The sequence below is a fragment of the Azospirillum lipoferum 4B genome (assembly GCF_000283655.1).
In the GTDB taxonomy this organism is placed as follows: Bacteria; Pseudomonadota; Alphaproteobacteria; order Azospirillales; family Azospirillaceae; genus Azospirillum; species Azospirillum lipoferum_C.
Window position 1 is genome coordinate 1,672,879 of the sequence record NC_016622.1, and the last position, 20,887, is coordinate 1,693,765.

31 protein-coding genes are annotated in these 20,887 nt (G+C 66.7%); 10 read left to right on the forward strand and 21 right to left on the reverse strand.

The genetic code is table 11. From position 1 onward, the window contains the following. Position 1: 1 nt before the first annotated feature. From AZOLI_RS07735 to AZOLI_RS32370, 17 genes are all read right to left on the reverse strand, one after another. Positions 2 to 217 (reverse strand): phage head-tail joining protein, encoded by a 216-nt coding sequence (locus AZOLI_RS07735; RefSeq protein ID WP_014248046.1) that lies wholly within the window; start codon positions 215 to 217, stop codon positions 2 to 4. Between the two features lie 3 nt (positions 218 to 220). Continuing rightward, positions 221 to 2,170 (reverse strand): phage terminase large subunit family protein, encoded by a 1,950-nt coding sequence (locus tag AZOLI_RS07740; protein WP_014248047.1) that lies wholly within the window; start codon positions 2,168 to 2,170, stop codon positions 221 to 223. Then, a complete protein-coding gene (locus tag AZOLI_RS07745) occupies positions 2,157 to 2,654 on the reverse strand; it encodes a phage terminase small subunit (protein ID WP_014248048.1) in 498 nt (165 codons plus the stop codon). The genes AZOLI_RS07740 and AZOLI_RS07745 overlap by 14 nt, the downstream gene beginning before the upstream one ends. Positions 2,655 to 2,923: 269 nt before the next feature. Beyond that, positions 2,924 to 3,082 carry a hypothetical protein gene (locus tag AZOLI_RS32355; RefSeq protein ID WP_162488016.1) on the reverse strand — a complete coding sequence of 53 codons (159 nt, stop codon included), beginning with the start codon at positions 3,080 to 3,082 and terminating at the stop codon, positions 2,924 to 2,926. A 2-nt stretch (positions 3,083 to 3,084) separates the two neighbouring features. Next, entirely contained in the window at positions 3,085 to 3,315 is a 231-nt protein-coding gene (locus AZOLI_RS07750; protein WP_014248049.1) for a hypothetical protein, read from the reverse strand. Between the two features lie 13 nt (positions 3,316 to 3,328). After that, on the reverse strand, positions 3,329 to 3,976 hold the full coding sequence (locus tag AZOLI_RS30300; RefSeq protein ID WP_014248050.1) for a DUF6441 family protein: 648 nt from the start codon (positions 3,974 to 3,976) through the stop codon (positions 3,329 to 3,331). A gap of 1 nt (position 3,977) precedes the next feature. Next, a complete protein-coding gene (locus AZOLI_RS07760) occupies positions 3,978 to 4,277 on the reverse strand; it encodes a hypothetical protein (protein ID WP_014248051.1) in 300 nt (99 codons plus the stop codon). Between the two features lie 313 nt (positions 4,278 to 4,590). Then, entirely contained in the window at positions 4,591 to 5,259 is a 669-nt protein-coding gene (locus tag AZOLI_RS07765) for a hypothetical protein (protein WP_044549846.1), read from the reverse strand. Between the two features lie 2 nt (positions 5,260 to 5,261). Further along, a complete protein-coding gene (locus AZOLI_RS07770) occupies positions 5,262 to 5,585 on the reverse strand; it encodes a hypothetical protein (RefSeq protein WP_014248053.1) in 324 nt (107 codons plus the stop codon). Further along, entirely contained in the window at positions 5,582 to 6,586 is a 1,005-nt protein-coding gene (locus AZOLI_RS32360; RefSeq protein ID WP_014248054.1) for a hypothetical protein, read from the reverse strand. Before AZOLI_RS32360 ends, AZOLI_RS07770 begins: the two co-directional genes overlap by 4 nt. Before the next feature lie 3 nt (positions 6,587 to 6,589). Beyond that, positions 6,590 to 8,023 (reverse strand): DnaB-like helicase C-terminal domain-containing protein, encoded by a 1,434-nt coding sequence (locus tag AZOLI_RS07780; RefSeq protein WP_014248055.1) that lies wholly within the window; start codon positions 8,021 to 8,023, stop codon positions 6,590 to 6,592. Then, positions 8,020 to 8,229, reverse strand: a complete 210-nt coding sequence (locus AZOLI_RS07785; RefSeq protein WP_014248056.1) for a hypothetical protein — start codon at positions 8,227 to 8,229, stop codon at positions 8,020 to 8,022. The genes AZOLI_RS07780 and AZOLI_RS07785 overlap by 4 nt, the downstream gene beginning before the upstream one ends. Further along, a complete protein-coding gene (locus tag AZOLI_RS07790) occupies positions 8,222 to 8,503 on the reverse strand; it encodes a hypothetical protein (RefSeq protein WP_044549848.1) in 282 nt (93 codons plus the stop codon). The genes AZOLI_RS07785 and AZOLI_RS07790 overlap by 8 nt, the downstream gene beginning before the upstream one ends. Beyond that, positions 8,500 to 8,790: a hypothetical protein gene (locus tag AZOLI_RS07795; protein ID WP_044549851.1), complete on the reverse strand. Its 291-nt coding sequence runs from the start codon at positions 8,788 to 8,790 to the stop codon at positions 8,500 to 8,502. Before AZOLI_RS07795 ends, AZOLI_RS07790 begins: the two co-directional genes overlap by 4 nt. Further along, positions 8,790 to 9,257 (reverse strand): hypothetical protein, encoded by a 468-nt coding sequence (locus tag AZOLI_RS07800; protein WP_162488017.1) that lies wholly within the window; start codon positions 9,255 to 9,257, stop codon positions 8,790 to 8,792. Before AZOLI_RS07800 ends, AZOLI_RS07795 begins: the two co-directional genes overlap by 1 nt. Positions 9,258 to 9,304: 47 nt before the next feature. Next, positions 9,305 to 9,544: a hypothetical protein gene (locus AZOLI_RS32365; RefSeq protein WP_162488018.1), complete on the reverse strand. Its 240-nt coding sequence runs from the start codon at positions 9,542 to 9,544 to the stop codon at positions 9,305 to 9,307. A 2-nt stretch (positions 9,545 to 9,546) separates the two neighbouring features. Continuing rightward, positions 9,547 to 9,741, reverse strand: coding sequence for a hypothetical protein (locus AZOLI_RS32370; RefSeq protein WP_162488019.1), 195 nt, complete (start codon positions 9,739 to 9,741; stop codon positions 9,547 to 9,549). Positions 9,742 to 9,877: 136 nt separating this feature from the next. Here AZOLI_RS32370 and AZOLI_RS32375 point away from each other — a divergent pair, with 136 nt between their 5' ends. The 5 genes from AZOLI_RS32375 (at position 9,878) to AZOLI_RS07825 (ending at position 13,240) form a co-directional block, all read left to right on the forward strand. Next, a complete protein-coding gene (locus tag AZOLI_RS32375) occupies positions 9,878 to 10,738 on the forward strand; it encodes a hypothetical protein (protein WP_162488020.1) in 861 nt (286 codons plus the stop codon). A 442-nt stretch (positions 10,739 to 11,180) separates the two neighbouring features. Beyond that, the gene (locus tag AZOLI_RS07810; protein WP_014248063.1) at positions 11,181 to 11,435 is read left to right on the forward strand and encodes a BrnT family toxin; all 255 of its coding nucleotides are present in this window, start codon (positions 11,181 to 11,183) and stop codon (positions 11,433 to 11,435) included. Beyond that, positions 11,432 to 11,740: a BrnA antitoxin family protein gene (locus AZOLI_RS07815; protein WP_014248064.1), complete on the forward strand. Its 309-nt coding sequence runs from the start codon at positions 11,432 to 11,434 to the stop codon at positions 11,738 to 11,740. The genes AZOLI_RS07810 and AZOLI_RS07815 overlap by 4 nt, the downstream gene beginning before the upstream one ends. A gap of 50 nt (positions 11,741 to 11,790) precedes the next feature. Further along, complete coding sequence (locus tag AZOLI_RS07820; RefSeq protein ID WP_014248065.1) at positions 11,791 to 12,048, forward strand: type II toxin-antitoxin system Phd/YefM family antitoxin; 258 nt, start codon at positions 11,791 to 11,793, stop codon at positions 12,046 to 12,048. Between the two features lie 73 nt (positions 12,049 to 12,121). Beyond that, positions 12,122 to 13,240: a tyrosine-type recombinase/integrase gene (locus AZOLI_RS07825; protein WP_014248066.1), complete on the forward strand. Its 1,119-nt coding sequence runs from the start codon at positions 12,122 to 12,124 to the stop codon at positions 13,238 to 13,240. 326 nt (positions 13,241 to 13,566) lie between these two features. Here the strand turns inward: AZOLI_RS07825 and AZOLI_RS32380 are convergent, their stop codons facing one another. Together AZOLI_RS32380 and AZOLI_RS31040 are read right to left on the reverse strand one after the other, a co-directional pair. Beyond that, positions 13,567 to 13,722 (reverse strand): hypothetical protein, encoded by a 156-nt coding sequence (locus AZOLI_RS32380; RefSeq protein ID WP_014248067.1) that lies wholly within the window; start codon positions 13,720 to 13,722, stop codon positions 13,567 to 13,569. Positions 13,723 to 13,792: 70 nt separating this feature from the next. Continuing rightward, entirely contained in the window at positions 13,793 to 13,927 is a 135-nt protein-coding gene (locus AZOLI_RS31040; protein WP_014248068.1) for a DUF1289 domain-containing protein, read from the reverse strand. A 204-nt stretch (positions 13,928 to 14,131) separates the two neighbouring features. Here AZOLI_RS31040 and AZOLI_RS07830 point away from each other — a divergent pair, with 204 nt between their 5' ends. After that, on the forward strand, positions 14,132 to 15,277 hold the full coding sequence (locus AZOLI_RS07830; protein ID WP_014248069.1) for an ATP-grasp domain-containing protein: 1,146 nt from the start codon (positions 14,132 to 14,134) through the stop codon (positions 15,275 to 15,277). A gap of 187 nt (positions 15,278 to 15,464) precedes the next feature. Here the strand turns inward: AZOLI_RS07830 and dksA are convergent, their stop codons facing one another. Both dksA and AZOLI_RS07840 read right to left on the reverse strand, forming a co-directional pair. Beyond that, complete coding sequence (gene dksA / locus AZOLI_RS07835; protein ID WP_012974451.1) at positions 15,465 to 15,884, reverse strand: RNA polymerase-binding protein DksA; 420 nt, start codon at positions 15,882 to 15,884, stop codon at positions 15,465 to 15,467. A gap of 189 nt (positions 15,885 to 16,073) precedes the next feature. After that, the gene (locus AZOLI_RS07840) at positions 16,074 to 16,499 is read right to left on the reverse strand and encodes a flagellar assembly protein FliX (protein WP_014248070.1); all 426 of its coding nucleotides are present in this window, start codon (positions 16,497 to 16,499) and stop codon (positions 16,074 to 16,076) included. A gap of 230 nt (positions 16,500 to 16,729) precedes the next feature. Between AZOLI_RS07840 and AZOLI_RS07845 the strand changes: the two genes are divergently transcribed. The 4 genes from AZOLI_RS07845 to AZOLI_RS07860 all read left to right on the forward strand — a co-directional run bounded on the left by AZOLI_RS07845 (position 16,730) and on the right by AZOLI_RS07860 (position 20,849). Further along, positions 16,730 to 17,872 (forward strand): flagellar basal body P-ring protein FlgI, encoded by a 1,143-nt coding sequence (locus tag AZOLI_RS07845; RefSeq protein WP_014248071.1) that lies wholly within the window; start codon positions 16,730 to 16,732, stop codon positions 17,870 to 17,872. Next, a complete protein-coding gene (locus tag AZOLI_RS07850) occupies positions 17,872 to 18,201 on the forward strand; it encodes a rod-binding protein (protein WP_044549856.1) in 330 nt (109 codons plus the stop codon). Before AZOLI_RS07845 ends, AZOLI_RS07850 begins: the two co-directional genes overlap by 1 nt. Then, the gene (locus AZOLI_RS07855; RefSeq protein ID WP_014248073.1) at positions 18,194 to 18,703 is read left to right on the forward strand and encodes a hypothetical protein; all 510 of its coding nucleotides are present in this window, start codon (positions 18,194 to 18,196) and stop codon (positions 18,701 to 18,703) included. Before AZOLI_RS07850 ends, AZOLI_RS07855 begins: the two co-directional genes overlap by 8 nt. A gap of 313 nt (positions 18,704 to 19,016) precedes the next feature. Further along, positions 19,017 to 20,849, forward strand: a complete 1,833-nt coding sequence (locus AZOLI_RS07860; protein WP_014248074.1) for a flagellar hook-length control protein FliK — start codon at positions 19,017 to 19,019, stop codon at positions 20,847 to 20,849. Positions 20,850 to 20,887: the final 38 nt, after the last annotated feature.

Genomic DNA, 20,887 nt, shown 5'->3' on the forward strand with positions numbered 1-20,887 from the left:
CTCAGCCCCGCGAAAACTTGGTGACGCTGGTCCGGGAGACGGGCCGCGCCGGGTGGAGCGGGTTCGCCGCGCCGATTGCTTTCGCCGTGACGGCGATTGCCGTCTCCAGGTCGCGCATAGAGCGGTAGTCCACCCGCTTGCCGTCGATGGTGACGCTGGTCGTGCCGGCGGCCCATGCTTCGACCAGGGTGTTAAGGTGCGTCTGCGTCAGTGCCATGCTCTACCGCCTTCCCCATCCGCCACCGCGCCCGCCAAGCCAGCCGCCGCCGGCCGGGCGCCGTTCTTCCTGCCGGGGCTGTTCCTGCTCGGCCACCGGTGCCGGCGCCTCTGTCGCTTTTACCCGCGGCTGCTCGGCCTTCACCGGCACCGCAAGCGCCTTCCGCAGTTCGGCCCATCGCGCGGCGGTCCAGCGCTCCAACCCCATGGCCACGGTACAGGCGCGGGCATATTTCCAGCCGTCCAGTGCCTCCGTGGCGTGGACTTGTTTCCACTCGCCCCGGCCCTCGATCCACTGGTCGCCGACAAGCTGTTTGCACACCTCTTCGGTGGCCAGCCTGTTGAGGTGGACATAGCCGGCCGGGAACCCGGCGCCGTCGGCCGCCTCTTCATCGGTGGGCGGCTGCAGGCTCAGCTTGCCGTAAAGTTCCAGGGTCAGGACGTGGCCGCCGACCATGCCGAGTTGGAGACCGCGCCTGCGCCTGCCGCCCGTGGGGTTGGCCTCTCGCACGCTGGACCACGCGAAGGACGGCGCGCCTATCGTGCTGGCGCCCTTCACCGGAATGACCAAGCCCGGATGCCGCTTCGCCCATGCCTCCACCTGCGTGGTGGCAAAGCCCGTGTCGGCCCCGACCTTCGACAGCCGCAGATCGACGCCCGACGGATGCCGCCATGTGCCGTGAATGACGCTGGACGCTTCGTCCCACACCGCGGCGTCGTAGGGGTTGCCGGGGATCACGACGTGATCGACCAGCCAACATTGGAAGTCCTGCCCCCACGCCCACACGAACAGCTCAAGGCGACCGGGGCTTTTCTGAACGTCGAGACCGGCGGTCAACACCAGCCCGTCGACCGGCACGCCCTGATAGTCCTCCCGGCGGTCATAGAGGACGCGCCATTGCGGCGCCTCTCCCTTCACCTCGTAGGTCTCGGCCAACACCTGATTGACGAAGACGCGGAGCTTGTTCGGGTCCTTTCGCGCCCGGACGAACTCCTTGGCGATCTCCAGCCACGCGGCGCCGGGAAACTGACTGTAGGCGGCCCAAATGTGGAAGGACCGATGCGGCCAGTTCTGCGGCGCATGCGCCCGCCACTCGCCGCGTTCATCCATGTCCGCCTTGTGATCCTCCTCGATCACACAGCCGTTGACGCAGACGTACCAAGCCTTGGTCGGCGCATCCTTCGGCTCAAAGCGGATGCCGGCGCCGGTGCCATCGCCGAAGGTGAGGATCTGCATCTCGCCGCAGTGCGGACAGGGGACATACCGGTATTCCTGCGTCCCCTGCTCGAACAGCGCGTCGATCTTGGAATGCCCCTTGATCGTCGGGGTGGAGCCGGCCGCCTTCAGCGGATCGTCGGAGGTGAGGCACCGCTTGAAGGCAAGCTCCACTTGATCGCCTTCGACACCAGCCGTCGGGGGGTAGCCGTCCGGTTCCTCCAGGATGACCTTGTCGGCGGTGATGCGGCGGAACTCCTTCGGGCTGTTCGCCCCCTTGATCTTGATCCACCCGCCGGGAAACCGCTTCGACCGGATGGTGTTGCTGCTGTTCCGCGTCTTGGTGGAGAACAGCCGCCGCACCGCCGGCCAGAGGATCAGCTTGGCCACGTCATCCTTGGCGAAGTCCTCTGCGTCGTCGATGGTCGGCTGATAGACCAGCACCCGGCTGGGCAGCTGGTCGGCGCAATAGGCGATGTAGTTCTTGACGATCTGCGAATAGCCGATGCGGCTCGATTTCTTCGCCGTGATCTGCCGGACGTCCGTCTCGGTGAAAGCGTCCATCATGCCGATCTGGAAAGGGAACGGGCGATAGCGCGTGCCGTCCTCCAGCCGGGCATTCTTGAGCGACCATTCCGACAGCGTCATCCGCCGGCGGGGCTTCAGCGCCAGCAGCCACCGGGCGACATGCTCGGCCAGCAGGGCGCCGCGGACGCGGAGGATGTCATTCGTCTGCATCGTCGTCCCCGTCGTCGTCTCCGCCGCCCATTTCTTCGGTGATCCGAGCCGCGCTCAATTCGTCCAGCGCATCCTCCAGCGCATCGGCGATGCGGTCTTTCAGCCGGCCGTCGGTCTTGGCCACCTTCGCGGGAATGCGGTTCAGCTTCGCCTTGACCATTTCGATGACGGACACCACCGCGGCGGTGTAATCGGCAATCGGCACCAACTCGCCCCGCTTCTCCGCGTTGCGCATGGCGTAGTGGTCGGCCTGTTCCTTCGCCAGCCGGGCTTTCTCCGCGACAAGGTCCAGGCCTTCCGCTTCAGCGCCATCCGACGCCCGGCCGGCTGCCCGCTCCCGAAGGTGCCGGATGTAGGCCACCCGGCAGGCGTCCAGGTCCATCTGACTGCGCGCGTCAGCGTTGAAAACGCCCCGCGCTTTGAGGTCCCGGACGGAGCGGTCGGTCAGATCGAGGTGTTCGGCGACTTCCTTTTGAGTTGCCATGACCACACCCCACCCACACGCCATAGGGGAAGCGGAACCCCCTTCTGGAATTTTCACACCTGGACGATGATCGGACTTGTCCCACCCGTTATAGGGGGGCCACCCGGAGGGACCCACGATACCCCCCTACCCCACCCCATCCCCCTAGGGTGCCCTGCCCTGCCCGTCAGGCGGCCCGTGGTTGGCCTCTGGCGCATCGGACGCGCGATGGAGCGTCCCCACGGACGGCGCATCAGCGGCCATCCTGTGGGCCGGCCCTATGGGGAGGGTCAGTCTCCCGTGGTCGGGCTGGTCAGGGTCCGGACGATGGGGCGGACTGCCCGACGGTGGACCCGACCGGCCGGGAACGTCCGGTCGACCAGCAGCAGGTCGCCGTAGACCAGGGCCAGCACCACCATTGCCGCACCCCACGCCTTCGCCCGATCCATGGTCACCACCCCACCATGACCCACCACCCTACGGTGATGACAGCCGCAGCGGTGAGGATGCCGGCGGCGTAGCCGGTGGCGAGACCGATGGTGAAGGCGTCCCTGTCGGGGAGGCGGTGAGTTGCCGTCCCCTGCGTCGGGATGGAAGGAGTGGCCAAAGCGTCCACCGCGGCGATGGTCGACCGCATGGAGCGGCGGGGAGGCTGCGGCCATTCGGTCAGAGGCTCGAGCATCTGGCGGTCTCCGTCACTCGGCCTTCAGCACGTCAGCGATCATGGCGGGGAAGCGGGTCTCCCACTGCCGGATGACGCTGTCCAGGTCCAGGCGCTTGCGGATGGTCGCTTCCTTCACCAGGACGAACATCAGCGTGAGCTTGGACTGTCGGCCTTGTGCGAGGCGCCCAGCCGTGGCCTTGCGGACGCCGCCGGACTTGCCCGCGATGACGTCAGCGAACAGCAGGACCGACTTGCCGGCGGCGATGGACCGCAACGGGCCGAACCGCTCGGCCACCTGTTCCGGGGTGAGAAAGCGACCGCGCGCACCCTTGGGGCAGTTCTTCGTTGGGATGGCCAGCCAGCCCCGCTTGGAGCGGATCGTCGCCCCGTCGTTGAAGGCGTCGATGATCCCTTCCCACTTCACAGCCGATGCGGCCTTGCCCCGGACGAACACCTCTGCGGCGGGGTGAATGCTGTAGTTGCCGCCCCCTGGATAGCCGGCATAGCCCAGCGCCCGGCCCAGCTTGCCGAGACCGGCGTTCGCCATGGCGGTCCGCATCTCGTCACGCATGGTGGACGCGGCGTGTTCCGTGGTGTCGGTCAGCCGACGGGCGGTCGACTCCGTCCATTCGTTGAAGGCGTCGTTCAAGCTGCCGGTGATGGTGACGCTGGCGCGCACGTCAGCTCACCTTCTCCACCGCGCCCACCTGCAACCGGGCAAGGATGGCGGCGTTCTGCTCCACCACCCGCTCGACCTGCTCGGCCAAGGCGTTCGTGGCCTTGGCCTGCTCGGTCATGCTGGTGATGACAAGTTGAAAGGTCTCATTGCCGGGGCCGGGCTGCGGCCTGCGCGTCCAGATCCAGGCGACCGCAACACAGCCGAGCACGATGACCGCTGCGACCTGCGCGGCCGGAGACAGGATGGAGATACGGGTCAGCGTTTCCCCAACATCGGGGATCGGTAAGGGCAGATTGTCCATGTGCGGTGATCCCCGAAACGACGAAACCCGCCACAGCTGAGCCGGGCGGGCAAAGGATGGCGGTCGAAGCTGACCGATGGGTGTATGCTGGTGGCGCTTGCGGCCTCGACAACCGGGAAACCGCCGGTCCGGTTCGGTGGGCGGGAAGCCGTCGACCGCTACGGGGAGAGTGGCGTACCCCCAGGCCGCAGGCACCGCCCCGTGTTGCCCGCGGCCCCGGAACAGAAAACCCGCCGCGGCAGGACCGGGCGGGTTGAGATCAGGCTGGCGGATTAAGTCGAGCCTGAATTAATGACACATTCACCTCTACCCCTTATCCGTTAACAAATTCTGAAGACCGATTCATTTTCGACTTCCCCGGCTCGTTTCCCTCGAGCGGCAGGCGGAAGTGCTCGGCCACCCGATCCAGGCCCAGCCGCAGCAGCGGCAACCACTCGCGCACTGCCGGCGCCGCTTCCTCGACGCACACCGCCTCCAGCACGGCCAACGCCTCCCCCGGCCCGATCAGCCGCTGAAGCTTGCGGAGATGAAGTTTTGCCCGAAGCCACGCACCGTCGATGTCGGATTCCCGTTCCAGCGCCAGCAGGTCGATCACCTGCGGAGCGAGGTCCTGCGGGCATTCCGACGCAATCGGCAGCCGCGCGACCTTGGCGTGTCGGCTCGGCGCTTCGGCCAGGCGGTCCCAGCGCCGGCGGAGGATGGCGTAGCTGGAGCCGGCCCGGAACTGGCGGTCGGTGATCTCCCCCAGCAGGCGCAGCCGACCGAGGGGGTAGCCGGCCCATTCGTCCTGCATCGCCTTCCGGAGCTTCGCGTCGACGGTCATGCATGCCATCCCCATCGCCCTTGCCCGCTGCGCCAGCGCCTCGTCGGGGATCACCGGCCCCTGCTGTTCCCGATTCGCCCGGCTGATCCTGCCGCTCGGTTCCCGGATCCCCACGGACCGCTTGCGGCCACGGCGACGTGCGGCCTTCTTCGCCTTCATGCTCAATGCGATTCCCCCGCTTTGGCAGGCACTTCGTCGAAGCCGTTCTGTCCGCCGAACAGGTCCCGCACTGCCAGCTGTTCGGTTCTGCGACGGCGTCGAATCGGGCGCGGCAGGTACACGACGCGCTCCCGCTCGACGATCCGCTCCACCGGTACCAGCACTCGGCGGACGGTCGGCTCCGGAGCCTGCTGGACCAACCGGCGCAGGTCGGCGATCAGCTCGGACTTCGCCTCGTGGAACCGCTCGGGATTGTTCCAACAGGGGGTAAGGCGGCGGAGACGGCCGACCAGTTCGTTCAGCGCCTCGGGTAACGGGGCCGTCATGCGGCACCTCCGGCGCTGCCGGCTGCGGCGGGAGGGAGCCAGCCGGGCTTGAAATCCGGAATGACCTCCAGGATCACCCGGTCGGGGATCATGCAGCTGCGGTGCCCCGGAATCTCGCCCCACCGCGGCTCCCACCAGCCGGTGCGGATCCAGTGCCGCAGCCGCTGGCGGGACTGGTCGTGCGGATCGACCTCGTGCGGGTCTCCAGCCGAACCGGACGACGCCCGGCTGCCACCGCCGTCCAGCGCTCGGCGATGCTGGGCGACCCGGTCTGCAAGCGAGTTCTTCAGCGCGGCAAGGCTGGTCGGCGGGGTCGGGTTCTTCCAGTCCCGCACGGCGCGCTGGATGACCTCGGTCAGCAGCTCGACCGTGCCGCCAGCGTCGAGGTGCTGCTGGGCCAGCGCCTCCAGGGTCATCCGGGGAGCGATCTGCTCGGCATGCTCCGGCCATCGGGCGTCCTTGGCCGCGACGAACGCATCGACCACCGCCACCGCCCCCGGCGATGCGCGCCCGGCGGTCGGAGGAGGGGTAGGGGGTGGTGGTTCTTTCCTCTTCCTTTCCCCTTCCCTTCCCTTCCCTTCCCCTTGATCTTGCACAAGAGGCGTGGGGCACGCGTCCACCACGCGTGCGGCACGCGTCAATTCTTCAGCATTCTCAACGCCTTCCGGCGGCGCGGGTAAAATTGAGGCAGTTTCGCGGTTGTTGATGATCTGATGCCGCGTGAAGCCCGGAATGAAGCCGTATTCACGCCCCTGTGACGCGTAACGCACGAGAAAGCCACGCGTGGTCAACGCGTCGAGCACGCGTGAAAAATCGACATCGTCATAGGGCAGGCAGTCGAGCTTCAACTCGTCCGGCTCCCATCGGAACCGCCCTTCGCGGTCGGCCACCGTCCACAGCCCGGCGAAGGCGACGCGGAGCGGCAGACCGGTGTCGCGCTCGGCCAGATAGAGGCGCCGGTGCCGAAAGAAGTCGGGCTTGATGCTGCGGATCCTTGCCATGCTTCAGGCGTTCCCGTGGTCGCGGTAGAGGTTGCTGAAGAGCGTGCGCGGCCCGTCGAAATGGGCACGGATGGTGCCGATCGGACCATCGCGGTTCTTCTCGATGATGATCTCGGCGATGCCGCGGGCCTCGTCGGAGCGGCGGGTCCAGCGCTCGTAACGCTCGTTGAACTTGTCGTCGGATTCGTCCGGCCGGCGGCCGGGTTCGGTGCGCGAGAGGTAGTATTCCTCGCGGTAGAGGAAGGCGATGACGTCGGCGTCCTGCTCGATGGAGCCGGACTGCCGGAGGTCGGCCATGCTGGGGCGCTTGTCCTCCCGCATCTCCAGCCCGCGGTTCAGCTGTGCCAGCAGCAGGACCGGCGCCTGGAACTCTTTCCAGATCGAGCACAGCGCAGCGGTGATCTCGGTGATCTTGGCCGTCTCGCCTTGCTTCTCGGCCTGCGGCGAAGCGCGCATGCGGTGGAGGTGGTCGACGATGATCAGGTCCAGGCCGTGGCGCCGCTTGTGCCGACGGCAGGTCCGCCGGATGTGGGAGACGGTGACGCCCGGCGTATCGTCGAGATGAATGGGCAGCGCGCCCAACTCCGCCTTCGCGTCGATCAGCCGGCACCACTCCTCGTCGGTCAGATCGCCCTGGGCCTGTCGGTCGGCCGGAATCCCGGTGTGGGCGGCGAGATGCCGGCGGGACACCTTCTCCGCCGCCATCTCGGTGGAGAAGCCCAGGACGCGGGCACCGGTGCGCGCGGCCGCCAGCATGATGGTGTTGAAGGCCAGCGCCGACTTGCCCATCGAGGGGCGAGCGCCCAGCACATAGAGGCCGGGCAGAAGACCGCCCAGCTTCGCGTCGAGATCCGCCAGCCCCGTCGTGATGCCGAGCGGCTGACCACGGTTCCGCCAGGCGCGTTCGGTGGCGGCCAGCGCAGCCTCCACCCCTTCGGCCGATGACAGCACCGGGCGCAGGGCGCCCCCGCGCTCGCCCAGCTCGAAGAGCTGCGATTCGGCCTCCTCGATCAGGACGGCCGCATCCTTGTCCACCCCCGGCCGGCCGGCGGTTTCGATCATATCGAACCCGATCTCGATCAGCTGCCGGCAGAGGAAGGCATCGCGGATGGTGCGACCATAGTCAGCGGCGTTCACCACCGTCACGACATTGCCGACCAGCTCCGCGAGATAGCCGACCTCGTCCCGGCCGCCGTCGCCCTGGCGCTCGAAGGCGGACTGCAGTGTCACCGGGTTGGCCGTCTGGCCGCGGTCGATCATCGCCGCGATGGCGGCGAAGATGCGCTGGTGGAGAGGATCGTGGAAATGCTCCGGCCGCAGGAAATCGGCGACCCGCTCGAAAGCACGGTTGTTGACCAGGATCGCGCCGAGAAGCGCCTGTTCGGCCTCTTCGTTGCTCGGGACCCTGACTTCCGGCAGGGCGATGGCATGGCTCACGTCGGCAAGCCCTCCAGATCGCGAGCGAGCGCATCCAGACGCTGGGCGATGACACGCAACTCGTCGCGGCTGACGGCACGCTCCGCGATGGCCTCGCGCAGGTCGGCGGCGATGCCCCGCGCCCGCTCGGCCGGAGGGTGGCGCGCGACGATCCGGCGCGTGGGCTGTACCGGGAGGCGCGTGACAACGTTCGGCCGGTCAGGCAAGGGCGCCTCCCATGAAGGACGAGATGAGGAACGGAGACGATTCGTTCGCCGGCTCCGGCAGGCCCATCGGCGGAGCCGGGTCCAGTGCTTCCCAGATCATCTCGTCCAGGCATCCGGCGATCAGCCGGGCGCCCATCGGGGAAATGAATGGGGCCGTCGGATCGGTCGGTCGGCGGCGCGGATGGGTGATCCGCAGCCGGTCCGCCAATCGCGGGAAGCGCGCCCGGCGGCGCGGGCGCGGTGGCTCCTTCAGGGCGGGAATCCTGCGCTTCACAGCGTGCCTCCCCCGCCCTGGGCGGCTTCCTGTTGGGCGATCCAGTTCAGGATCGTGGACTTCCGGGCGCAGATGATAGCGCCGATCCTGAACGTCGGGATGCGGCCATCGGCGACGAAGTGATAGGCCTGCCGACGCGTGACGCCCATGAACTTCGCGATGCTGTCGGCGCCCTGGAGGAGGTCGTCGGCGAGCGTGGGCGGGGCGGCGGGAGGGGCGATCTGGGCGACCGGTGCGGGGCTGGGCGTGGCGACCAGAGCCGCCGTCTTTGTCGAGACGCGGCGCATCAAGCGGCCCTCCCCCACTGCCCGGCGGCGATCAGCTGGCGCAGGTCGTTGGCGGCGGCGCAGGCGAGACGGTGGTCGGAATCGCCATCCGCCGGAACGCCTTGCTCGGTCTGCCAGATGACCAGCTTCGCCAGCACGCCGGCCGGGGTGGTCGCGGGGGTGGCGGCGATTTCGGCGCGGACGGCGTCGAGCGTCCATCCCTGTGCGTCGAGTTCGGCATTCAGCTCCACCATGGCCGGATCGTCGTCCAGCGGCGCGCCACGCTCCCGCAGTTCAGCGGCGCGGACGGAGAGCTGATCGTCCAGCGCCTTTGCCTGGGCTTCCACCTCCAGCCAGTGCAGGCAGAGGGCGACGGCTCGGTCGGGAAGCTGGGCCAGCAGGGCGCGGGCTTCCGCCTCGAAAGCCGCAGTGGCGGCGTCGAAGGGGAAAGCAGCCGCACCTCCATCCTGTTGAAAGCCCGCGTGCAAAGGCTGAGCATCCTTGCGCCGCGGGCGTGCCGAGGGCACATTCACTTTCATCGCTTGTCCTCCTCTTGGGTAAGCGGACGGTCAGCGGTGGGGTGGTCGCCAAACTCACCCCCACCGCTGGCCACCTTTGCGACCATCTGACGAATGGCTTCTGCGCGGCTGAGAGTTGACGACCGCTTGCTCCGCCAATCATCAACCTGAGCGAGAAACAACGCGTCAGTTCTCATTTGAAATGAACGGTCGTTATCCAGTGAATTCGGTTCTTTTTTTCTGATCATTCGCTTCATGATCAGCCCCTCATTTCAACTTTCTTCACTGCATGGTCATTCAATCCTTTTCGGATGAAGTGTCTGATTGCAGCGCCTCTTGCTGGAATTTCGTGCTGCTCACGCCGCCAACGATCAACAGCTTCGATGTCAGCTTCTTCGAGTACCACTTGAACCACCTTCGTGGTTCCTGCCTTTCGCCCTTGATCTCGTTCCATGTGAACTCCCAACCGATAGTGATATCACAATCTATTCTGATGACTCGAAACCGTCAATGTGATTGTGATATCTTATTGAATGTTGAAGTTAGTATGTTGTTGGGATTAAGCTCCGCCTATGAGCAGGCCAAAAACCATGGACGCCCGAATTGCGCTGTCGATAACCAATGAACTGGTTGGCGCAGTGGATGAATGGCGTCGTCAGGAACCCGACATCCCTCCCCGATCTGAAGCGATTCGCCGTTTAGTGGAACGGGGCCTCGTTCAAGAACGCGATGGCCTTTGGGCAAATTGCGCTGAAGAACTCTACAAAATTCTCTCGGGCCTTCATGATGAAGGCGCAATTACTGATGCAACAATGGAGAGCGCCAACGAGATATTTGGCGGGACCACAGGCGAAGCAGTTGCAAGCCTCAGGGTATCCAGAGCAACGTACGGAGCGCCGCAGCCGGATTTTCATGGCGCAATTGAAAAATCTTTGATTGAGCAAGTCAGTAGATGCCAAGACTTGTTCGCAATAAATAAACTATGGAAATCAAGCGCGAACACTATTTTCTCTCTTGGGAATGAAAACCGAGCATTATTCCACAGAGCGTGCGGGCTTTTCGCACTAAAAAAAGCAGAGCTTTTAACAGGTGAAGAGGCCGCTTTCTTTGAAATGCTCGATCCTCCAGGGCCTTCACCTCGGGAAGTCGAGGAGCAGGCAGAAATTGACCGACGTGGTGGTGGAGGTTGGATTTTTCACGAAGGTGCCGAGGCTGGCCTTATTGGCGATCCGGTTGCTCCACCCTACCGACTGCCTCTTGCCCGCGAGCTGTGGTTTAAGGGCTACATCGACGGACTAGGGAAGCGACAGACGCTGTCCGCAGATGATGCCGCAGATTGGCTTCGCGAATATCGCAAGCGTCGCGATCAGAACGTCCAGCGAAGCCCAGACCTGTTGCCTGCATCTGACGATCCAGAGAACCCAGAGGAACTGGAAGGGCCAAGCCCATGACTTCCCTTCCTGTCTTCCCAAAATAATGATGGCTCATTCCACAGAGAATATAAAATAGGAGTGGAAAATGCCCCGGAGATCAAAGAATCACAGAACAATTTACGATTTGCCGATTACGCTTGACTGCAAACATTGTGACGGGAAATTCTCGAATTCGCGCGAATGGTTTTCTAGAAACGATTACTTCATATGCCCTAAATGCGCAAAGCCGAGCAGCTTCCGCAAGGATGAAATCCCCTCGATTCACGGCGAACAATTTAAGAGGGTAAAAGATGGCGCGAATGCTATGCAAAGCGATGGCTCAACAGAATAAGCCCGACCTCGGCGTCCGGGTGATCGCCTCCCCCGCCCCCTCCGGCAGGATGATCCTGCCGTCAGCGAGAAATTTTCTGTAGCTACGTTTAATCTTGCCTCGCCTATTTTCTGGAGTTACATTAAACCCATGAAGATCGTCTACGACCCTCCGAAGCGCATCACCAACCTGGACAAGCACGGGCTGGACTTTGCCGATCTGGAGGACGGGGCGTTCTTCGAAACCGCCTTGGTCATCCCGTCGCGCGATGGCCGCTTCAAGGCCGTGGGCTGGCTGGGCGACGTGCTGGTGGTCGTCGTGGTGTTCAAGCCGCTGGGAACGGAGGCGCTCTCCGTCATCAGCATGCGCCCGGCAAGCATCAAGGAAAGGAAGCTCCTGACATGACCGAAGACCGGAAGCTGCTGACCGAATTTCAGCCGGGACGCGGATACAGCAAAGAGGACTGGGACGAGGTGTCCGACAACCCGGAACTGACCGAGGAGGAAATGCGGCAGGCCCGCCCCTTCGCCGAAGTGTTCCCGCAGCTGGCGGAGAGCCTGAAGCGCGGCCGGGGACGTCCGCCGGTGGAGAAGCCCAAGCAGCAGGTGACGCTGCGCCTGGACGCCGATGTGATCGAGCGCTTCAAGGCCGGCGGGCCGGGCTGGCAGTCCCGCATCAACGACGAACTGCGCAAGTCCGTGGGGCTGTAACGTCTTGCGCTCACGCACATCGTAGCAGCGCCAACCACCGAGAGGGCGCCATGGGCCGGATGATGTCCAGCCGGGAGTTCAACCAGAACCCCAGCGAAGCCAAGCGAGCCGCCAAGGATGGCCCGGTGATCGTCACCGATCGCGGGGAGCCGGCTTTCGTGCTGCTGCGCTATGACACCTATCGGCGCCTGTCGGGCGAACAGGGCGGGTCCATCGTCGAGCTGCTGCGCCAGGACGATGCCGGCGCCGACTTCGATTTCGAGCCGCCGCGGATCGGCGACATCGCCCGGCCGGCGGTGCTGGACTGATGCTCCTGCTCGACACCAGGAACGCCGCCTGATCGCGGCGCCCGCCCTTTCCCTTCTTCGTCGAGGAATCACCATGGCGTCGGTCCGAAAGCGCACCCTGCCGAGCGGGGAGATCAGGTGGCAGGTCGACTACCGCGATCAGGCCGGCAAGCGCCGGGCTCGCCAGTTCGCGACGAAGCGGGAGGCGGTGGAGTTCGAGACGAAGGCACGGGCGGAGGTCGCCGCTGGCACCCACCTGCCCGCCTCCGACTCGATCACGGTCGCCGAGCTGGCCAAGCGCTATGTCAAGCATCTGACGGTTCGGCGCGACACCGGCCAGGCCATGGAGCGTGCGACGCTCGCCACCTACGAGAGCTGCATCCGCTGCCACATCACGGATCCAGAGGTCGGGATCGGCACGCTGAAGCTGGCGGCGCTGCGCACCGTCACGGTCGCCGAGTTCCGGGACCGGCTGCTGGAGGCCGGCCGCTCGGTCGCCATGACGAAGCGGATCATCGCGACGCTGGGGTTCATGCTGGCCTTCGCCCGGGCGAACGACCTGATCTTCACCGATCCGACCGAGGGCGTCACCGTGCGCCGGCCGGGCCGGTCCAGCGCCGCGATCTCGCACGAGTCGGCGCGGCAGCTGCGGACCAACGTCAAGCGGCTGCTGGATGCCGCGGACGATGAGTTCCGCCCCTACCTGATCGTCGCCTCCCTCGCCGGCCTGCGGGCGTCGGAGCAGCGCGGCCTGCGCTGGGCGCATGTCGATCTGGATGCCGGCTTCATCCATGTCCGCGAGCGCGCCGACATCTACAACGAGATGGGCGATCCGAAGAGCAGCGCCGGCACCCGCGATATCCCAATCGGCCCGATGGTGGTCAACACGCTGAAGGCCTGGAAGCTGCGCTGCCCGCAGTCGGAGCTGGGCCTGGTGTTCCCGAACCGGAAGGGCGGCGTGCGTGCCCAGACCGATATCCACCGGCTCTGGTTCCGGCCGCTGTGCGAGAAGCTGGGGATCGCGATGCGGTGGCACGACCTGCGGCACTTCGCGGTGTCGGCCTGGATCGACCAGGGCTTCAGCGTGAAGGCGGTGATGACCTTCGCCGGGCACAAGGACTACCGGATGACGATGGAGCGGTACGGGAAGCTGTTCCCGTCCGAGGATCACCACCAGGCGGTCGCCGACATGGAGCGACGCCTGTTCGGATAGCCGGCGCCGGTGCAACACGGCTGCAACACGAAAATGCTACAGCGTTGATTTTATGTCGCTTCTCACGCCTGAAAATTGGAATGCCGTTCTGAGGACAACTCCGGGATCGTCACCGGAATGGACCGGGCGGAGGGAGCCACCCATGCGGGATGGCCCCCTCCGCCTGCCGTCCGTTGGAGCTGGCGTTCACTCGGGAAAAATCTGCCGCCCGGCGGGTCGTGCCGGGGCGATGTTGCCGGAGACCGCTCCCTCATCGGGATGCTCCGGAACGTCGCTTTTCCGTCGCCGCGCCCACATCGATCGGCAGGCCGACGGCCCGGCGTCCTTTACTGGTAGCCGCCTTCGCGGGCGCGGTCATTTGCCGCCTCTTCCTGGGCTTTCTCGGTACGGCTGTCGATCTTGCCGGTGTCGCCGGCAGGCTTCCCGGGCTGGTCGTCGCGCTTTGCGTCGTCCGGCTGCTGCTGTTTGGGCTGGTCCGTCATCGGGGCGCTCCTCGGTCGCATGTGGTGTGACGAGGAGAAAACAGCCGGAGTCCGGGATCATCCCGGCCGGTCAGCCCACGGGCCGCTCGGCCACGGTGTCGGACTCGTCGCGGGCGGCGTTGATCTGGTCCAGAGTGCGGCCGCAGCCGGTGCAGATCTCGCCGTCGATGGCGCACATGCCCAGGCAATCGGGATCGTCGCTCATGCGGTCGGGCCTTTCCGGCTGGTGGTGGAGCCGTTCCATCCCTAGCCGAAAGCCTCTCGTTCCTCAAGATGTGCGCCGGCATGGATTGTCATGGCATGACCTGCCCCGGTTTACATGGCGGCCCTTCGACGGGGTAGCCCGGATTGCGGCACACGCGCGACTGCATTAGAAGCTCTGCGTAGCCTGATGATTGCGAAGGTATTCATGCCGACGGCGTTGCTGGTGTCCTGCGCGATGTATCGTTACGGCACGGCACGGATGCCGGCGGCACTGAAGGCTGCGGGCTTTCGCGTCTTCGCGATTTGTCCGCAAAACTCCCTGCTGGAGTTCAGCGACAGCATCGACGGCAGGCACAGTTTTCCTGCCGGAATCAGTCCCGACGACCTGACCGTGATCGCAGCGCGGGCCACAGCACAGCTTCGCGCCGATATCGTGATCGCCTGCGAGGAAACCGCCGTCAAAGTGCTGAACTCCGCCGACCGGTTGATCGCGCAGGTGCCGGCGGACAGTGCCGATGCGCGATGCCTTCGCATGGTCGGGGCGTGGTATGGGGGCCAATGCTGGGAGTCGTTGCGGTCGCAATGCGTGGAGCATGCCGCCGCCGCCGGTATCCGCACGCCACGGCAGATCATCGTCGAGCCGGGCCGAACCGGCATCGACGATCTGGCCGGACTCGGCACGCCGCTGCTGTTGAAGTGGGACTACAGCTCGGCCGGCCGCGGGGTTCAACTGGCCCGCTGCCCCCGGAAGGCGCTGGAGCTGGCGGCGCGGGCCGCGACCGGCCGGCCGGAGCAGGACGCCGCGATGCCCGCCGACGGACGGATCGTCGCGCAGGACTTCATCCGGGGACCGGCGGCGTCGGTGTCGTTCAGCGCGCTGCACGGCCGGATGCTGGAGGGATTCGCCTATACCGCGCTTCACCACCAGCCGGAGCCCTTCGGTCCGGCGTCCGTGATCGAGGTGGGCGACCATCCCGCGCTGATCGACATGGCCAGACGCATAGTGGAGCTGACCGGATATTCCGGCTTCGGCGGCATCGACGCGATCCTGCCGGACGATGGCAGCCCGCCGGTCTTTCTGGAGTTCAATGCCCGTCCGACCCAGACCGGCCATCTCGGCAGCCTGGTGGGGGCCGATCTGTGCCGGGCGATGGCCTGTGCGCTGGAAGGCCGCCCCTATGACGGCAGCGTCGGCCGGAGCGCCGCCATGCCGATCGCCCTGTTCCCGGCGGAATGGATCCGCGATGCCAACAGCCGCTACCTCACGACCGCACACCATGATGTGCCATGGAACGAGCGCCGGATGACGGCAGCGATCCTCACCATCACCCCGCAGCTCCACCCGGCCTGACGCCTCACCCCGGCCATCGTTTCAGCGACAGCGCGCCGGAGAGTCCGCCCGACCGCTGCGCACACGACAAAGGCACCGGTCGGGACGACCGATGCCTTGTTCGGAACTGCGTGACGGCAGCGGCGGCAACGCAGGGCTTCGCCGCCGGCGACCGGGACCGGCGGCTGTTCCCTGCGGCCGCGCGACGTCAGTCGTCGCGCTGGGTGCGTTCCATCCGCTCGTGCCGCTCCTGGGCTTCCAGGCTCAGCGTCGCGATGGGGCGGGCATCCAGCCGGCGGACGGAGATGGGGTCGCCCGTCTCCTCGCAATAGCCGTAGCTGCCGTCGACGAGACGTTCCAGCGCCGCGTCGATCTTGGAGATCAGCTTGCGTTCGCGGTCACGCGTTCGCAGTTCCAGCGCGCGGTCGGTCTCCGCCGAGGCGCGGTCGGCGATATCCGGTTCCTGGATACCGCCTTCCTGGAGGCTGTTCAGCGTGCCGGTGGATTCCGCGAGCAGTTCCGCGCGCCAGCGCAGCAGCTTCTGGCGGAAATACTCCCGCATGATCGGGTTCATGAACTCCTCGTCTTCCGACGGGGAATAGTTCTGGGGCAGAAGCGGCGACGTCATCCGAAAGCATCCAGCGAAAAAGGGGTGATCCGGGCGGCGCGGAGTATAGGCACGCCACGTCAGGACCGCAACCCTATGGTTCGCCCCCGCAACGACCAAACAAGCCCTTGGAATAAAAAAGATTTGTCACCGTGGCGAATCAGCCGCCCCAACCCGTGCGCGCAGGGCGGCCAGATCGCCGCCGGCCTGTCAGGAGGTGAGCTTCGCCAACTCCACCTGCGCGCGCAGGTCGATTTCGTCGAGAATCTCGGCCAGTCCGGGGTCGTCGACCTGGGCGCGGCGGGACTGGACCACCTTGGCGAGATCCACCAGCTTCTGAACCGACAGGGTGCCGGACAGCAGGCCGTGCTGGATTTCCTCCAGCCGGTCAAGCATCTCTTCCGCCCGCATCTTCCCGCGCGAGGCACGCGCGGTGGCGTCGTCGGTCGCATCGACCTCCTGCAAGGCCAGCACGCCCGCAACCCCGGCCGTCGCGGCGGTGCCGCTGACCCCGTGGGCGGAGCCGGTCTCTCCCACCAGCTGCTTGGAGAACGCGGCGCCGGAAGAGCCTTCGGCCTTGCCGGTGCGGCGGACCGAACCGCTGCCGCGTATGTTTCCGGTGCCTTCGACTTTCATGATCCGTGCAACCGTTTGCAGTAAAGGATGCGTAAACGCGCGCACTGTAGATGGATCAACCTTAACATCCGGTCAAGGCTTGCCGCAATCGGGCAAAAATTGCCGGGCGGCTGTGACCGAAACGCGTCATATCGCGGGCGTTTTTCGGGACATTGACCGAGCGCTGCCGTTTGCTGCGTCTGGCACGGCGTTTGTATAGGACCGGGCACGAGTTCAGGAGTGTCCGCGTCATGATCCCCACCGCCCTTCGCCTTCTGCGCCGCCGCGCCGTTCTGGTCGTGCTGACCGCCCTGCTGGCGTTCGGTGTCCAGGCGGCGCCGGCATTCGCCGCGTCCGCCCGTATCAAGGACATCGTCGATGTGGAGGGCGTGCGCGACAACATGCTGATCGGCTATGGGCTGGTGGTCGGCCTGAACGGTTCGGGCGACAGCCTGAACAACTCGCCCTTCACCGAACAGAGCCTGACCGGCATGCTGGAGCGGATGGGCGTCAACACCCGCGGCACCAACCTGCGCACCAAGAACGTCGCGGCGGTGATGGTGACGGCGACGCTGGGCGCCTATGCGGCCCAGGGCACGCGCATCGACGTCACCGTGTCGGCGATGGGCGACGCCAAGAGCCTGCTGGGCGGCACCCTGCTGGTCACCCCGATGATCGGCGCCGACGGCGAGGTCTATGCCGTGGCGCAGGGACCCATCGCGGTGTCGGGCTTCACCGCCCAGGGCCAGGGCGCCAGCGTGACGCGCGGCGTGCCGACCTCCGGCCGCATCTCCTCCGGTGCCATCGTCGAGCGGGAAATCCAGTTCTCGCTGGCCGAACTGCCGGTGCTGCGCCTCAGCTTGCGCAATCCCGACTTCACCACCGCCCAGCGCGTGGCGACCGCCATCAACATCCAGCTGCGCGGCAACCGCGCCCAGGCGACCGACCCCTCCTCCGTCCTGATCAACGTGCCGGAGACGCGGCGTGGCGACGTGGTGGGGCTGGTGACGGAGATCGAACAGCTGCGCATCACCCCCGACCAGGTCGCCCGCGTGGTGGTGGACGAGAAATCCGGCGTCATCGTGATGGGCGAGAATGTCCGCATCTCCACCGTCGCCATCGCCCAGGGCAACCTGACGATCCGCATCACCGAAACCCCGCAGGTCAGCCAGCCCGGCCCCTTCAGCCAGGGCCAGACCGCGGTGGTGCCGCGCACCGACATCCAGGTCGACGAACAGTCCAACAACCGCCTCGCCGTGATGAATGCCGGGGTGACGCTGCAGGAGTTGGTACAGTCCTTGAATGCGCTTGGCGTGGGACCGCGTGACATGATCGCCATTCTCCAGTCGATCAAGGCCGCCGGAGCCCTGCAAGCCGAGATCGAGGTGATCTGATGTCCATGAGCTCCGCCATTTCCGCCGGTTTCGGCGTGCGCACCCAGGCAAGGATTTCCGATCTGGAGGCAAAGACCGACCCGGCAAAGCTTGCCCAGCTGCGCAAGTCGGCCAACGAGTTCGAGAGCCAGTTCATCTCGCAGATGCTGGGCCCGATGTTCGAGGGGATCGGCACCGACGAGACCTTCGGCGGCGGGCGCGGCGAGGAGATGTTCCGCCCGATGCTGATCGAGCAGTTCGGCAAGCAGATCACCCAGCGCGGCGGTTTCGGCATCGCCAATCAGGTTTACGGAGAGCTTCTTCGCGCCCAGGAGGCCAGCCATGGATAAGGTCGACGTCCGTTTCCCCCAGCAGGCCAAGCCGGCCGCCAACCTGCCGAAGAACGCGCAGGAGCGCGCGGTGGCCCTCGTCGAGCTGATGGGCCGCCTGACCGCCCTGCTGGAGCGCGAGGCCGCCGCCGTCCGCGCCCGCCGCCCGGCGAAGGAGCTGGCCCAGATCGTCAAGGACAAGCAGCCGATGACGCTGGTCTATGAGGAGATCAGCCGTCTGCTGCGCGTCGACCGCGAAGGGTTGATGGCGCTGCCGACGGAGCTGAAGACCGCGCTGAAGGAGGCGACCGGCAAGCTCTATGCCGCCACCGCCGACAATGCCGAGGCCCTGCGCATCGGTGGCGAGGCCCAGAAGGTGATGGTCGACACCGTGGTCACCGTGATCACCCGCCAGCAGAAGGCGCCCACGACCGCCTATGCCGCGCATATGGGCGGCGGCCGCGGCTATTCCCCGCCGCCCAGCGGCCCGCGCACTTCGGCGGCGCTCAACACCCGGCTTTGAGCGACGCTCGCCGACAGCCTTCATCCGTGACTGCCGAGACGTTTCGGACGGCCGCCTTCCCGATCTGGAGGGCGGCCTTTTTCTTTGCGGGGGGCGGCTCTTGCGTCGCCGGCGGATCGCTGCGGCAAGAAAGACCCCGAGGAGGGGATTTTTTGCCGGTCTCGGCCCTGTCATGGGGCCGGAACTGCCGCCCTGCTCCTCCCCTGCCCCTCCCCGGGACGTCCGCGGAGCCCGTCCGGCAACTGGCCCGCTCGTTGCATTGATACCGCCGCATCGCCGTCGGTGCGTTCCGCCGTCCCAATGAGGCCGTTCCATGGATATCCAATCGAACAACATCGCCGCGTCCTTGTTCGACGGTCTCGCCCAGTCCCAGCAGACCCAGGGGACGGCGGCGAAGAATGATATGTTTTCCAAGATGATGGACCGCATGCTGGCCGATGCCGCCGCGCGCAAGCGCGAGCAGGCCGCCGATGCAGCCCGCGAGTCCGCCAACGACGCGAAGGAGGCCCGCGCGGCCGACGCGCAGCGCAAGGCTGCCGTCCGGGCGGAGCCCAAGCCCGATCCAAACCGCGACACCCGTGCCCAGGCCGCCCGCCGGAGCGATGCGGATGCCGAGCCGGCCCGGACGCAGGACACGAAGGCCGCCAGGACGGACGGCGACCGCGATGTCCAGAACGACCGCAAGCCGGTCAAGAACGACAAGCCGAAGGAGTCCGCCAAAGCCGACGGCACCAAAGCCGACACCGGCAAGGCCAAGATCGCCAAATCCGATGCGGCAAAGACCGGTACGGAAGCCGCGGGCAGCGATCAGGCTGAGGCCGGCGATGGGACGGATACGGCAGTTGCGGATGCCGGAGTTGCACGGACCGGCATCGACGCGGCGACGACCGACGGGGGCGGGACCGGTGACGCGTCCGCCGAGGATGCCGGGACGGAAGAGCAGACCGCCGACCAGCCGCCGTCCGCCACCATTGCCCCCGTCCCGCAGCCGAGCGATCCGATCCTCGCCGGATTGACGGTGGCTGGCCAGCCGGGCGCCGCCGGTGCGGCCGGCGATGAAGGCCAGGGCGGCGATGCGGCTGCCGGTGCGGCCGCCGCCGGCGCGACGGCCGGTGCCGTCGATCCGGCCGCCCAGCTTGCCCAGGCACAGGCCGCGGCCGGCACGCCGAATGCGGCGCAGGCCGGTGCAGACGCCGCGGCCAAGGGTGCCGCCGATGCGCACCCCCTGGACGGAGACGCCGCCCGGCAGGCCCAGGCCGCGGCCATGACCGGGGTCGATGGCGGCGCGAAGAGCGGAGAGGAGGCGGCGGCGGCTCTGCCGGACGATGACGCCGCCCTGCCCGACCGTTTCGCCGATCTGCTCGCCGCCGCCAAGGCCAAGTCCGGCGAGGCCAAGCAGGGCGGCAAGCAGGCCGGCGCCGATGGCGGCAGCCGGAACGACGCGCAGCCCCAGACCATGCCGCAACCGACCGCAACCGCTCAGGCGGTTCCGCCGGTCGCGGAAACGGTTGCCGCGTCGACCGCCGCCAGGGCGACCGGCGCGCTCGAGGGGATCGAAGGCGCAGGTGCCGCCGCGGCCCACGGCCATGGCGCCGCCGGCGTCCACACCCATCCGGCGCTGGCCGCCATGGAGGGGATGCACGGCAGCATTCCCGGCATCGACCAGCCGCAGGCGACCGCGACGCTGCGCCCGTCGCGCGGCAGCGCCGGCATGCCGATGGGCGTGCATGACCAGATCGCCGTCCATATCAAGAAGCAGGTCGGCGACGAGGTCGACCAGTTCACCATCAACCTGCACCCGGCCGAACTGGGGCGGATCGACATCAAGCTGGACATCGGCGCCGACGGCCGGGTCAGCGCGATGGTCGCGGTGGAACGGGCTCAGACCCTCGAACTTCTGCAGCGCGACAGCCGCGGTCTGGAACGCGCCTTGCAAGAGGCTGGACTGCAGACGGACTCCAACAGCCTGAACTTCAGCCTGCGCGGCGAAGGCAACCCCTTCGGCAATGACGGGCGGGGCGACGGCAAGGGGAACGGCGGGGGGCGGCGTGGCCGCGGCCTCGACGGAGGTGGCGATCAGGACACGTCCGACACCGCCGTCTACACCGCGACGCTCGGCAACGGACGTCTCGACATCCGCGCCTGACGCCCGGCAAAGCCTGCCGCCGCCGCCCCGAAGACATC

Bases quoted from the DNA above. Each gene is read 5' to 3' on its own strand.
- AZOLI_RS07770 (WP_014248053.1), bottom strand. From the start codon at position 5,585: ATGACGGCCCCGTTACCCGAGGCGCTGAACGAACTGGTCGGCCGTCTC.
- AZOLI_RS07735 (WP_014248046.1), bottom strand. From the start codon at position 217: ATGGCACTGACGCAGACGCACCTTAACACCCTGGTCGAAGCATGGGCC.
- AZOLI_RS07820 (WP_014248065.1), top strand. From the start codon at position 11,791: ATGGGCCGGATGATGTCCAGCCGGGAGTTCAACCAGAACCCCAGCGAA.
- AZOLI_RS07750 (WP_014248049.1), bottom strand. From the start codon at position 3,315: ATGCTCGAGCCTCTGACCGAATGGCCGCAGCCTCCCCGCCGCTCCATG.
- AZOLI_RS32375 (WP_162488020.1), top strand. From the start codon at position 9,878: ATGGACGCCCGAATTGCGCTGTCGATAACCAATGAACTGGTTGGCGCA.
- AZOLI_RS07860 (WP_014248074.1), top strand. From the start codon at position 19,017: ATGGATATCCAATCGAACAACATCGCCGCGTCCTTGTTCGACGGTCTC.
- AZOLI_RS07760 (WP_014248051.1), bottom strand. From the start codon at position 4,277: ATGGACAATCTGCCCTTACCGATCCCCGATGTTGGGGAAACGCTGACC.
- AZOLI_RS07840 (WP_014248070.1), bottom strand. From the start codon at position 16,499: ATGAAAGTCGAAGGCACCGGAAACATACGCGGCAGCGGTTCGGTCCGC.
- AZOLI_RS07745 (WP_014248048.1), bottom strand. From the start codon at position 2,654: ATGGCAACTCAAAAGGAAGTCGCCGAACACCTCGATCTGACCGACCGC.
- AZOLI_RS32365 (WP_162488018.1), bottom strand. From the start codon at position 9,544: ATGAAGCGAATGATCAGAAAAAAAGAACCGAATTCACTGGATAACGAC.
- AZOLI_RS07830 (WP_014248069.1), top strand. From the start codon at position 14,132: ATGCCGACGGCGTTGCTGGTGTCCTGCGCGATGTATCGTTACGGCACG.
- AZOLI_RS07845 (WP_014248071.1), top strand. From the start codon at position 16,730: ATGATCCCCACCGCCCTTCGCCTTCTGCGCCGCCGCGCCGTTCTGGTC.
- AZOLI_RS32380 (WP_014248067.1), bottom strand. From the start codon at position 13,722: ATGACGGACCAGCCCAAACAGCAGCAGCCGGACGACGCAAAGCGCGAC.
- AZOLI_RS07825 (WP_014248066.1), top strand. From the start codon at position 12,122: ATGGCGTCGGTCCGAAAGCGCACCCTGCCGAGCGGGGAGATCAGGTGG.
- AZOLI_RS32355 (WP_162488016.1), bottom strand. From the start codon at position 3,082: ATGGATCGGGCGAAGGCGTGGGGTGCGGCAATGGTGGTGCTGGCCCTG.
- AZOLI_RS07850 (WP_044549856.1), top strand. From the start codon at position 17,872: ATGTCCATGAGCTCCGCCATTTCCGCCGGTTTCGGCGTGCGCACCCAG.
- AZOLI_RS07795 (WP_044549851.1), bottom strand. From the start codon at position 8,790: ATGCGCCGCGTCTCGACAAAGACGGCGGCTCTGGTCGCCACGCCCAGC.
- AZOLI_RS32370 (WP_162488019.1), bottom strand. From the start codon at position 9,741: ATGGAACGAGATCAAGGGCGAAAGGCAGGAACCACGAAGGTGGTTCAA.
- AZOLI_RS31040 (WP_014248068.1), bottom strand. From the start codon at position 13,927: ATGAGCGACGATCCCGATTGCCTGGGCATGTGCGCCATCGACGGCGAG.
- AZOLI_RS07855 (WP_014248073.1), top strand. From the start codon at position 18,194: ATGGATAAGGTCGACGTCCGTTTCCCCCAGCAGGCCAAGCCGGCCGCC.
- AZOLI_RS32360 (WP_014248054.1), bottom strand. From the start codon at position 6,586: ATGGCAAGGATCCGCAGCATCAAGCCCGACTTCTTTCGGCACCGGCGC.
- AZOLI_RS07815 (WP_014248064.1), top strand. From the start codon at position 11,432: ATGACCGAAGACCGGAAGCTGCTGACCGAATTTCAGCCGGGACGCGGA.
- AZOLI_RS07740 (WP_014248047.1), bottom strand. From the start codon at position 2,170: ATGCAGACGAATGACATCCTCCGCGTCCGCGGCGCCCTGCTGGCCGAG.
- dksA (WP_012974451.1), bottom strand. From the start codon at position 15,884: ATGACGTCGCCGCTTCTGCCCCAGAACTATTCCCCGTCGGAAGACGAG.
- AZOLI_RS07765 (WP_044549846.1), bottom strand. From the start codon at position 5,259: ATGAAGGCGAAGAAGGCCGCACGTCGCCGTGGCCGCAAGCGGTCCGTG.
- AZOLI_RS07810 (WP_014248063.1), top strand. From the start codon at position 11,181: ATGAAGATCGTCTACGACCCTCCGAAGCGCATCACCAACCTGGACAAG.